The sequence below is a fragment of the Pseudomonas meliae genome, assembly GCF_001400515.1.
GTDB classification, from domain to species: domain Bacteria; phylum Pseudomonadota; class Gammaproteobacteria; order Pseudomonadales; family Pseudomonadaceae; genus Aquipseudomonas; species Aquipseudomonas amygdali.
In genome coordinates this window covers 1-11,159 of record NZ_LJQT01000181.1, presented here as the reverse complement: position 1 = coordinate 11,159, position 11,159 = coordinate 1, and the positions used below count along the sequence as shown (strand labels likewise).

Sequence of the window (11,159 nt, the reverse complement as noted above, 5' to 3'; positions counted from 1 at the left end):
AACCTCACCAGCATTGCATCCTCCTTGGCGCGTGTGGCGCTCAGCGATTCGACAAGGCCAACGATAGATCGCGCGATGAACGTCGTTAGCCATATCGCTGGCAAAGTGGCGTTGCAGGTCAACAGCTCATTGCTGGAGCAGAAAGGCCGGCTCAACGAGCGTCAGCAGAAAGGCCTCGCGGTAATCCTGGACGCATTGCGCGGCAAGGAACCGGTGACCAATGTCGAGACTCACGAAGGCGGAGGCCGATTCAATCTGGCACGAGCTGCCTTCGACGTAGCCAGCGTTGTCTGGGAGCGCGACAAGTCGATGCATAACGTGATGAGCTTTTTGGGCGTCAGCGACAGCCAGGGCAAGATGTTGTTCTCTCTGGGCAAGAAGCTGGCCGACGCGATGGCCAAGCCTGAACCCGCGCAGGGCAAGGACAACTGTGAGGCGCACCACGCGTTCTTCTCCAGCAACCTGAAGCTGAACAAGCTGATGAACGACATCGCTGACCAGTTGATCAACGAGATTCGTCAGTCGAACACCGATCGCGTACGACGACCCACACCGGGCCCATCCTGGAGACCTGAAAGCGCCCAACAGCAAGCACATCCGCAAACGCCTCCACGCACTCGCCCGCAGGCCAACAGCACACCGCCGCCACCGAAAGCAAAGCCCAATGCAGGCGCTGAGCGGCCGTCAACGCAACGGCCCCACAACACACCAGCCGCTGACGCTTCCTCGAAGGTGGGCGATTCCGTCCCCGCCAAGCCACCCGTCAAGCCGTTGTACGAACACTTGGGCCTCTCGGACATGACGGCAGACCTCTCCGCAGTCAAAACGGCCTACAGGAAAGCCTCGCTGAAGAATCATCCTGATAAGAATGTCGGTAAGGAGGCTGAGGCGACTGAGCGTTTCAAAGTGATTTCAAATGCGTTCAAGATTTTGTCCGATCCAGAATTGCGCAAGAAATACGACAATGGCCTTATTGATGAGAAAGGTGACGAAGTCCAGGTCTGATTTTTCGACGTCTGGCATGCTTGCGGCAGTCTTTCTGGCGACTGCCGTTCAGCTAAAACACGCCGCCTGATTCCCCAACCCCACCCCGGTATACTCCCCGCATCTCTCAGGGAGCCCCCATGATCTGGTTACCCATCGATGCCGTCCTGCCAGCCCTGCGCCAGGCCCTGACCACGCGCCATGAAGCCGTACTAGAAGCCCCTCCCGGCGCGGGCAAGACCACGCGTGTGCCGCTCGCGCTGCTTGAGGAAACCTGGCTGGCCGGGCAGACCATTCTGATGCTGGAGCCTCGGCGACTGGCGGCAAGAGCAGCCGCCGAGCGATTGGCCAGTGAGCTGGGCGAGAAGGTCGGTGAGACGGTGGGTTATCGGATTCGTCTGGAAAGCCGGGTCGGCCCGAATACGCGTATTGAAGTGGTGACTGAGGGGATTCTCACGCGTCGTTTGCAGGACGACCCTGCGCTGGAAGGCGTCGGGTTGCTGATTTTCGATGAGTTTCACGAGCGCAGTCTGGATGCTGATCTGGCATTGGCCCTGAGCCTCAATGGTCGTGAGCTGTTTCGTGACGATCAGCCGCTGAAGGTTCTGCTGATGTCGGCCACGCTGGAAGGCGAGCGGCTGGCGACGTTGCTGGACGATGCGCCGGTTGTGCGCAGCGACGGGCGGATGTTTCCGGTGACGATGCAGTGGGGGCGTCCTTTTCAGCCGGGTGAATTCATCGAGCCGCGTGTCGTGCAGACGGTACTGGATGCGCTGGGCAGCGAGTCCGGCAGCCTGCTGGTATTTCTGCCGGGGCAGGCCGAGATTCGTCGGGTCAACCAGCAACTGGCAGAAGCGCTGGGCGAACGCGCCGACATCCTGCTTTGCCCTTTACATGGCGAGCTTGATCTGAATGCGCAACGCGCTGCTATCGAACCGGCGCCCAAGGGCACGCGCAAAGTGGTGCTGGCGACCAATATCGCAGAGACCAGCCTGACCATCGACGGCGTGCGTGTGGTGATCGATGCCGGGTTGGCGCGGGTGCCGCGTTTCGATCCGGGCAGCGGCATGACGCGTCTGGAAACCCAGCGTATCTCCCGTGCCAGCGCCACCCAGCGTGCCGGACGGGCAGGGCGGCTGGAGCCGGGTGTGTGTTACCGGCTGTGGTCAGAAGCGCAACACGATCAACTGGCCGCCTACGGCGCGGCAGAAATTCTTCAGGCGGATCTCGCCGGGCTTGCGCTGCAACTGGCGCGCTGGGGCGTCATGCCTGCGCAACTGGCTTGGCTCGATGTCCCGCCAGCGGCGGCTTATGCACAGGCGCAGGATTTGCTGGTGCGGCTTGAGGCGCTGAGCAATCAGCCGGGCCAACCGCCAGCGCTGACGCCCCACGGTCAGGCGATGGCCGAGCTGCCGGCCCATCCGCGCATCGCGCACCTGTTGCTACGCGGTCATGCATTGGGCTTGGGCGAACTGGCGTGTGACGTGGCCGCACTGTTGGGCGAGCGCGATATTCTGCGCGGCGGCGGGGCCGATCTGCACAGCCGCCTGACCTTGCTGGCGGGCACCGAGCGTGCTGCGCGTGGCGCACAGGGCGGCGTGCAGCGAGCTAAACAGCTAGCACGGCAATATCGCGGATACCTGCGCGGCACCGTAAAAAGCCCGGTCAGCGATCCCGATCACTCTCGCTGGCTGGGCGCTCTACTGGCGCTGGCCTACCCGGATCGCGTGGCACAGCAACGTCGTCCGGGTGGTGCTGAATATCGCTTGGCCAACGGTCGCGCGGCACTTTTCGCCGAGGCCGACGCACTGATGAAGCAGCCTTGGCTGGTCATCGCGGATTTAGGCAGCCGACAAGGGCAGCGCGAGGAACGCATCTACCTCGCTGCCGAATTCGATCCAGCGCTGTTCGACTCTGTGCTGGCCGAGCAGGTCATCACGGTGGACCAGATTGACTGGGATGAGCGCGAAGGCGTGTTCCGCGCAGAACGGCAGCGCAAGGCGGGCGAGCTTATTATCAACCGCGAACCGCTGATCGGCCTCGATGACGCAGCCCGCAGCCAGGCATTGCTGGCGCTGGTGCGTCGCAAAGGCCTGGAACTGCTGCCGTGGACACCCGAACTGCGCCAGTGGCAGGAGCGTGTCGCGCTGCTACGCAACCTGGACATCGACAAAAGCGCAGCAAGCGAATGGCCCGACCTGAGTGACGCGCAACTGCTGGCGACACTCGAAAACTGGCTGATGCCCTACCTGGGCAAAGTCACCCGGCTCAGCCATTTCAGCCAGCTCGACCTGTCCTCCATCCTGCGCAACCTCCTCCCGTGGCCAATGCCGCAACAACTGGAAGCGCAGGCCCCGCAGACCATCCAGGTGCCGTCTGGCTCGAATATCCGTATCGACTACAGCGAACACCCGCCGATTCTGTCGGTGCGGCTGCAAGAGTTGTTTGGGTTATCTGACACCCCGCGCATTGCCAATGGGCGGCAGGTGTTGAAACTGCATTTGCTGTCTCCAGCACGCCGTCCGGTGCAGGTGACGCAGGATCTGGCCAACTTTTGGCGGTCTACCTATATTGAGGTGAAGAAGGATTTGAAGGGGCGGTATCCGAAGCATTACTGGCCGGATGATCCATTGGTGGCGGAGGCTACGGCTAGGGTTAAGCCGAGGGGGACGTAAAGTCGCGCAGCATTCAGCAGGCTATTTGTGAGCTAAAGACGAGGGGGATCGATGGGATAGCGGCGCACTCTTGCTGCTCAAGTACCCAGTCTGAAACACCTGATCAGATATTGGATACCCAACGCAACAGACCCGGAGAACACCAGGGCGCAACGCCCTGGCAGGCAGCAAACATTTTTAACCGGCTTTTCCGCCTTGTCTGACTTCTTGGCCTTGTCTGGCTTGCTATCAGCTTTTTTGGCAGCTTTCTTTGGCTCGGCGTCTTTTTTCTTGTCCTTCTTTTCGGAAGACTTGGAAAGCGTCGAGGCCGCTTCAGATTTCTTGGCCGGTGATGCTTTCTTGTCTTTCAGATCCTTGCTGGCTTTTGAGGCTTCGCCTTTGCTTTTCTTGTCGTCTTTAGCCACGTTGATCACCCTTTGGGTATGCCGGTATTGGCACGTAGCCTGTGGGAGTATCCACAGGCTAATCATTAGGCGAGCGCGTCTGAAAACGGTTCAAACTGTTTTGACCCTTTCAGTTGCTGAAGGACGACATTCAGATGCTCGGCGACTCGCCAGCTTATTGCGGGCTATAGGGCTGCCATTCGCACTCGGCTCAGGTATTTTCAATCACGCGAATACTCAGGAATCGATCACGGAAAGTTTCCGAGCAACCGGGTAACCAGGGAAGGACATTGAACACTGCCAGATTTGTTTTCAAATCCCTTATCAAGCGCTGGATGAAAAACATCTTTTCACGTGAGTACCACCGTGACGGCGAGCTCAAACCCGAGTGGACATCCCAAGGCCCGGGTTCAATCCGCATGGAGCGGTATCACCATATCGACGCCAGCGAGCAGGATAAGGACGGCTTCTACGACTATTACTATGAGTACGACATGTACTACTTCACGGAGGGCACTCTGTCCCTCGCCGCGCGCTGCTACACGGATGATGCTGATGAAGCCAACTTTATGGGTATCGAGTTTGACGGATATGACCGAGCGCTTGAGCCTGACGATAGGTCTCTCCCGTTGGTGAGCGCAGCTCTGGCCCAGTTGAAGGCTGATGGAAAAACGAAATTCTTTACGTTCACCGGGAAAGGTTATGAGCCCATATTTGCCAGCTCCGAGCATGAAGGCGACACCATGCGCGGAGAGCGCATTGAAGTGATCGCCCTGTCCCCAAGTGCTCGCTATCGTGTCCAGACGACGCCTTACGAGGCACTTGCCACGCAATGGATTTACCCACCCGAGATAATCGACATCAGGCGCGACATCCGCGTGTTTGCTTTCGAAGACAATGGCTGGTCAGCCGATCAGGCACGCTGGCTGGATTGCTCATGTGTTGAGTTGACCCTGCGCAAATACCCCGGACGGCTCACCGGTGCTGGAATCACGGTGATTATCGACTGCGCTCGTGGCACGGCGGCGTACGGCGATGGCATCGAGATCAAGACACCTACGCTTGAGCGGGCGCTTGATGCGATGTGGAGCGGCGCGGACTGACGTAGCGGGGGATACGCTTCAATTATCAGGTGCGTGCGATAACGCAAGCCCATATCTACAACCCGACGCTCATGAGCGTCCTGTCTTTTTTCAGGGCGAGCACAAAGACGCACCTGTTGCTTTACTCGCAGTCTTTGCGTGAAAGCGTGATCGATGTAATGAACTCGCCTGTCGAGCTGGAGTACGAATAAGTGATTTTGTTACCCAGCTCCAGCACCAATAGATAGGCTGTCTGCTTACACAAGCTGCCTTGGATTTGCTGAGTCAGGTAGCTGTCGTAGTAGACTTTTTCGCCAGGCCTTCCGTTGTAACCATTGATCGTGAGGTTGTAGAGGACGGTGTGATCAGCATAGGCAATCGTGTCTATTCGGGTCATAAGGTCCAGCATGATGGGAAGCTGTGTCTTTTGCTGATCGATTACCGCCGCCAGTGCTTCGTTTCCATCTTTAGCCCAGAGGGGAGTCATGAAGCAAAGTGCTGCAGCGCCCCCCAGAATAGTTTTAGCAACGTTAAGTTTTTTCAATTCAATATCCTTATTTTAGAAAACTATCTGATTACAGAGCAGGAACCCCTCAAGGCAAAACCGGCAACAAAAACCGCCCAATCACCGGCAAATGATCAGAGATCAACAAAGTATCGTCCCGCCGTACCCTCGCACTGACCCGCTTCAAACTCGGGCTGTAAAACAGGTAATCCACCGTCCGGTCCGGCCCGTTGATGCGGCTGTCGTTGGGGAAGTGCGTGAGCCATTTGCCGCGGTCTATGCCGCTGGATTCGGCGTTGTCGGGGATCATCGGGTATTTCTCCCACAGCTCGTGCAGTTCGCTGTCGGCGGCGTAGCCGAGGCGTTGCTCCTCGGGGAGGCGCTGGTATTGGCCCAGCGGCAGCAGGTTGAAGTCGCCGCCGATCAGCCACGGTGTGCCGCCGCTTTCCAGTTTGTCCAACTGCTTTTCAGTGGCGACGATCTGTTTTTGTGCGGTGTCGCCGATGTGTCTGGCGGTGGTCAGGCTGGTGTTGATGACGGCCAGTTTGCCGCCGTCACGCAAGGGCAGGTAGCTGATCAGCAAGGCATCCTTGGGCTGGAACTGACGGCTGATGATATTGGCGTCCGGCACTGGCAGTTGAACGCGTTCGGCGCTGTCGATGTGGAAGCGGCTGAGGGTCGCCAGTTTTCTGCCGACGCTGCCCCAGATATGCGGGTTGGGTACAAACTCCGATTTCCAGTAGAACGCCTGCGTGCTGCACGGGTAGAGGTCCGCCACTCGTTCTTTGATCAATGTCAGTTGGTCTTCGTAATCGGAGTTTTTGGCACCATCGTCGACTCCTTGCAGCAACACGATATCCGGTTGTTCATCACGGATGACCCGCGCCACTTCATCCAGGTTGTAGGCAAGGTCTTCATGCGTCGGGCGTTCGTCCGGGCCGCTGCCGTCGGCCATGTCGTACCAGAACACATAGCGCTTGCCCGCCAGGTACTGGATGTTCCAGGTCATGACTTTGAGGGCTTGCCCCGGCACCAGCTTGGGCGCTTGAACCGCAGGATTGCAGCTGGCCGGGAGTAACTCGCGAGCTGGAGGGCTCCACGTCAGTTGGTAAACCATTACCAGCAATACGGCGACCAGCAGCAGGCTGTACAGGGTCAGACGTAGCAGTAGACGTGGCATCGGCTCGACTTGGAGCGCCTGGCGCTCGGTGAGGGATTCGGTATTTAGCATACCGAATCGGTGCGTCTGGCGTCAGCTGTTGGTTCAGGCCCTGTGCGCGGGCTCGCTGATCAGCATGAACAGGCGGAACGTCACAATGATGGTGAACAGTTGCAGGAAGCTGCCGATGCTGTCGGTGATCACGGAAACCGCTGCGCTTTGCGGTTCCGGAAACAGGTACAGGCTGGCGCCCTCAAGCAGCCACAGGGGAATGTAGACGCTCAGTACGCACACCAGAATGCGGGTGAAGTGCCCGGTGGTCATCAGCATGCTTTCGCGCATGGCCATAAACGGCGTGAGCTTGCGCAGGACCAGCAGGTATTCACAGAACGCCAGCTTGATCATGACCCAGAGGCCGGGGACCACGAACAGCGAAAGGCCGAACATGATCAGGAGAGTGCTCATTGCCGAGAGCACGGCGAAGGTGGGCCACAGGCGCAACGCCATGGCCAGCAGGTCGCGGGTGTAGACGTCTTCGCCACGGCTGCGTGCGTCGAGAAACAGGATCAGTGCCGCTGTATAGATAGGGTAGAAAAACAGCCCGATGACCAATTCGTAGGCAGGCGACGTGTCGGCGGGCATGGCGTTGCTCAGCGCTTGTTTGGCCAGCACCTCGAGTATCACGACAGGCAGGCACAGCAGCATAATGCTGCCCAGATTGCGCCGAAAGAAATAGAGCGAATCCTGGATGACGGTCAACGGGTTCATGTAGATAGATCGCAGGCTAAAAGCAGGCGCACACTTTAGCCCATGGCCCCTGCCGAACCAAGCGCAGTGGTGGTGGGCCGAGATCTTCTTATCTTTTTCTTCATGTCATTGAAGCGGGTGGATGAGGCCCCATTTTCTGAGCATGGTCCTGCCGGTGCGGCAGGAAAGAATTCCAGTGGCAACTCAGTGAGGTGGTCATGAACAGCGAAGAGCAAACCCTGATTGATGGTCTTTTCTCGAAACTGAAAGACGCCGAGACGGCATCCGCTCCGCGAGATGCTGCGGCCGAGGCGCGCATCAAGGAGCATCTGACTCGCCAGCCCGCTGCGCCGTATTACATGACGCAGGCGATTCTGGTGCAGGAAGCTGCGGTCAATCAGCAGGTGAAACAGCGCGACGAGCAGATCCAGCAGTTGCAGGCCGAGCTGCAGCAGGCCAAAGGGCAATCTTCGTCAGCGCCGGCCAGCGGCGGGTTTCTGTCGAGTATTTTCGGCAGCAGCGTCTCGCGAGCGCCTCAGGCTCAGCCGGGCCAGACGTCGGGTGGTGGCTGGCGCGACGGTGCCGGTTTCAATTCAGCCCCTGCGCCCGCAGCGCCGCAGGGCGGTTATGCCGCGCCTGCTCCGGCTGCGGGCAGTGGCTTTCTCGGCGGTGCGTTGAAGACCGCGGCCGGTGTGGCGGGCGGTGTGCTGCTGGCAGAGGGCATCAGCAGCATGTTCAGCCACCACAGCCAGCCGCAGGAGATCGTCGAGGTCATTCACGACGCGCCACAGGCTCAGGACACTGGCTCGTTCAATGATCAGGGCGGCTGGGGACAGCCGGATCAGCAGTACACCGCCGATGACAACTTTGACGATGGCGGCGACATGTTCTCTGATGATGATTCGTTTGTGTGAGGACGCAGTGATCGCTCCTCACGCTCCAGAACAGACAATTATCGTTCCGCACGCTCCAGCGTGGGAATGCCCTTCTTGACGCTCTGCGTCATGCGGAGCGTCGCACTATAGTTGAAGCTCAATTCCGTTCTCAAGCTGGCATACTGGGTGCCGATTCACATTCCGGATCGCTGTAACCAGTGGGCGTGTTGCCCGCCATGAGGAATTGCGGTGAAGAAGATCGCGGTGTTCGCCGACGTGCAGAACCTGTATTACACCGTGCGCCAGGCGCATGGCTGTCATTTCAATTACGCCGCCTTGTGGGCGGATATCAGCAAACGCGGCGAGATTGTTCACGCGTTTGCCTACGCCATCGATCGTGGCGACAGCAAACAACAGCAGTTCCAGCAGATCCTGCGCAATCTGGGGTTTACCGTCAGGCTCAAGCCGTACATCCAGCGTAGCGACGGTTCGGCGAAAGGGGACTGGGATGTCGGCATCACCATCGATATCATGGATTTCGCGCCGCAAGTGGACGAAGTCGTGCTGGCATCGGGTGATGGCGATTTCGACATGTTGCTCGAACGTGTGATCAGCAAACATGGTGTTGAGGCGGTGGCCTATGGCGTGCCGGGGCTGACTGCGAACTCGTTGATTCGCGCAGCCAGTCGTTATGTGCCTATCGAAGGCGCGTTGTTGCTGAAATGAATTTACAGGGTCAGGCCAGTGTTGGAACGTATTGCAGTCATCGACTTTGAAACCACCGGCATCTCCCCCGGCCATAGCTGCCGGGCAACCGAGATTGCCGTGGTCATCATGGAGGAGGGGCGTATCGTCGAGCGTTTTCAGAGCTTGATGAATGCCGGCGTGCGTATTCCTGCGTTCATCGAAGGGTTGACCGGCATCAGCAACAACATGATTCGTACCGCCCCCAGCGCCGAGCGGGTGATGGGCGATGTGGCGGATTTCGTCGGCTCGACACCGCTGGTGGCGCACAACGCCTCGTTCGACCAGAAGTTCTGGGATTACGAGCTGTCACGTATCCAGCGCACGCGCGAACAGAGCTTTGCCTGTTCACTGCTGCTGGCCCGACGTCTGATGCCGGGCGCACCTAACCACAAGCTCGGCACGTTGACCCGCTATGCGCGCCTGCCCGACACCGGCAAGGCTCACCGGGCGATGGCCGATGCGGAAATGGCGGCCAACCTGACCGTGCACCTGACCAACGAATTGCGCCAGACCCACGGTATCTCAGCCATCTCCCACCAGATGCTGTGCTCCCTGCAGAAAGTCCCCGCCGCGAAGATCAGCGAAACGCTGAAGCGTCAGCGCGGCATCTGACCTGTCAGTGCTCCTGCTTGCCGTTGCTGATCAAGTAATCGGCCGGCAGGCTGCGCTCCACTGCTGTCGACAGCACGATTGAGGTTTTGCTGAAGCCAAACCTGGCGATCCGATTGATCAGGTCTTCCAGGTGCGGCATCGAATCCACCGCAGCCCTCATGATCACGCACGGGTCGCCCGTCACCCGGTAACACTGGATCAGTTCAGGGACCTGCCACAGCTCCTTGTACGCCTGCTGATTGCCGTGACTGCCCATGCGCAACTCGATCAGGCATTGAATCGGCAAGCCGACCTTTGACAGATCGACCTTCGCCTCATAACCAGTGATCACGCCGCTGGCCTCAAGCTTGGCGACCCGCTCGGCCACGGCGGGCGCGGACAGGTTGACCAGTTTCGCCAGCTGCGCAAAAGACGCCCGGCCATTTTTCAACAGCTCATCGAGCAGAATCCGATCGTATTTATCCAGCGTCATGACGTGCCTCGTGCTGTGCGATGGGTCATTTTAAAATAAAAGGAAAGCAGACCTTACAAGCATTGAATCGTAAGTTTCAGTGCGGTTTAAACAGGTTTGTCTGCTTAATATCCGCATCTGGCCTTCATACAATAGGTCCACCATAACAATGATCCCAGAGCCTTGCCATGCCTCAGTCCGTTCGTGTTTCGCCGTTGCTCATTGGTGCTTTTCTGGCCTTGTACCTGATCTGGGGCTCTACATATCTGGTCATCCGTATTGGCGTAGAGTCATGGCCGCCGCTGATGATGGCTGGCGTGCGTTTTCTGATTGCCGGGTGCCTGATGTACGGTTTCCTGCGTTATCGCGGCGTGCCAGCACCGACCTGGCGCGAGTGGAAGGCGGCGTTTGTGATTGGCTTCCTGCTATTGGCATGCGGTAACGGCGGTGTGACGCTGGCCGAGCACGCAGGCGTTGCATCAGGCGTCGCGGCGCTGGCGGTGGCGACCATGCCGCTGTTTACCTTGCTGTTCGGCCTGTTCTGGGGCAATCGCACCACTAATCTGGAGTGGGCGGGCATCGTGCTGGGCCTGATCGGCATCGGTCTGCTGAATCTCGGTTCCAATCTGCAAGCCAGCCCTTATGGCGCTGCGCTGGTGCTCTTTGCCGCTGCGTCGTGGGCGTTCGGCTCTGTATTGAGCAAGCATATGCCGCTGCCCAAAGGACCGATGGCCAGTGCGGCGGAAATGATCACTGCCGGAGCGACGCTGCTGATCGGCAGCGCTTTGAGCGGCGAGCGTCTTGCGCATATGCCGACTGCGGCGGGCTGGGGCGCGCTGCTGTATCTGGTGGTGTTTGGCTCTATCGTCGCGTTCAGCGCGTATATGTACCTGCTCAAGAACGTGCGCCCGGCAGCCGCAACCAGCTATGCCTACGTCA

At 58.9% G+C, this 11,159-nt stretch carries 11 protein-coding genes and 1 pseudogene; 7 read left to right on the top strand and 5 right to left on the bottom strand.

Features of this window, described 5'->3' with window-relative positions; all coding sequences use genetic code 11:
* On the top strand, positions 1-1,005 hold a 1,005-nt coding region (locus ALO64_RS08230), incomplete at its 5' end, for a J domain-containing protein (protein ID WP_235804984.1).
* Between the two features lie 119 nt (positions 1,006-1,124).
* A complete protein-coding gene (gene hrpB, locus ALO64_RS08225; protein ID WP_044344438.1) occupies positions 1,125-3,659 on the top strand; it encodes an ATP-dependent helicase HrpB in 2,535 nt (844 codons plus the stop codon).
* A 176-nt stretch (positions 3,660-3,835) separates the two neighbouring features.
* On the opposite strand, the pseudogene ALO64_RS08220 reads toward hrpB, so the two are convergent.
* Positions 3,836-4,072 (bottom strand): annotated as a pseudogene (locus tag ALO64_RS08220) (hypothetical protein); the annotation flags it as partial.
* 305 nt (positions 4,073-4,377) lie between these two features.
* On the opposite strand from ALO64_RS08220, the gene ALO64_RS08215 reads away from it, so the two are divergent.
* Positions 4,378-5,145, top strand: a complete 768-nt coding sequence (locus ALO64_RS08215; RefSeq protein WP_002555264.1) for a hypothetical protein — start codon at positions 4,378-4,380, stop codon at positions 5,143-5,145.
* A gap of 121 nt (positions 5,146-5,266) precedes the next feature.
* Here ALO64_RS08215 and ALO64_RS08210 read toward each other — a convergent pair whose 3' ends face one another.
* Genes ALO64_RS08210 through ALO64_RS08200 form a run of 3 tightly spaced genes read right to left on the bottom strand, consistent with a single transcriptional unit; the run spans position 5,267 to position 7,556 of the window.
* Positions 5,267-5,668, bottom strand: coding sequence for a hypothetical protein (locus ALO64_RS08210; RefSeq protein ID WP_005780783.1), 402 nt, complete (start codon positions 5,666-5,668; stop codon positions 5,267-5,269).
* 49 nt (positions 5,669-5,717) lie between these two features.
* Positions 5,718-6,860: an endonuclease/exonuclease/phosphatase family protein gene (locus ALO64_RS08205; RefSeq protein WP_044344437.1), complete on the bottom strand. Its 1,143-nt coding sequence runs from the start codon at positions 6,858-6,860 to the stop codon at positions 5,718-5,720.
* 33 nt (positions 6,861-6,893) lie between these two features.
* Entirely contained in the window at positions 6,894-7,556 is a 663-nt protein-coding gene (locus tag ALO64_RS08200; protein ID WP_044344436.1) for a YciC family protein, read from the bottom strand.
* A gap of 197 nt (positions 7,557-7,753) precedes the next feature.
* Here ALO64_RS08200 and ALO64_RS08195 point away from each other — a divergent pair, with 197 nt between their 5' ends.
* From ALO64_RS08195 to ALO64_RS08185, 3 genes are all read left to right on the top strand, one after another.
* On the top strand, positions 7,754-8,449 hold the full coding sequence (locus tag ALO64_RS08195; protein ID WP_044344435.1) for a DUF2076 domain-containing protein: 696 nt from the start codon (positions 7,754-7,756) through the stop codon (positions 8,447-8,449).
* 210 nt (positions 8,450-8,659) lie between these two features.
* A complete protein-coding gene (locus tag ALO64_RS08190; RefSeq protein WP_002555259.1) occupies positions 8,660-9,136 on the top strand; it encodes an NYN domain-containing protein in 477 nt (158 codons plus the stop codon).
* 21 nt (positions 9,137-9,157) lie between these two features.
* A complete protein-coding gene (locus ALO64_RS08185; RefSeq protein WP_044344439.1) occupies positions 9,158-9,769 on the top strand; it encodes a 3'-5' exonuclease in 612 nt (203 codons plus the stop codon).
* A gap of 4 nt (positions 9,770-9,773) precedes the next feature.
* Here ALO64_RS08185 and ALO64_RS08180 read toward each other — a convergent pair whose 3' ends face one another.
* A complete protein-coding gene (locus tag ALO64_RS08180) occupies positions 9,774-10,241 on the bottom strand; it encodes an Lrp/AsnC family transcriptional regulator (protein WP_044322987.1) in 468 nt (155 codons plus the stop codon).
* Between the two features lie 167 nt (positions 10,242-10,408).
* Between ALO64_RS08180 and yedA the strand changes: the two genes are divergently transcribed.
* A partial coding sequence (yedA, locus tag ALO64_RS08175; protein ID WP_054991689.1) for a drug/metabolite exporter YedA occupies positions 10,409-11,159 on the top strand: 751 nt, incomplete at its 3' end.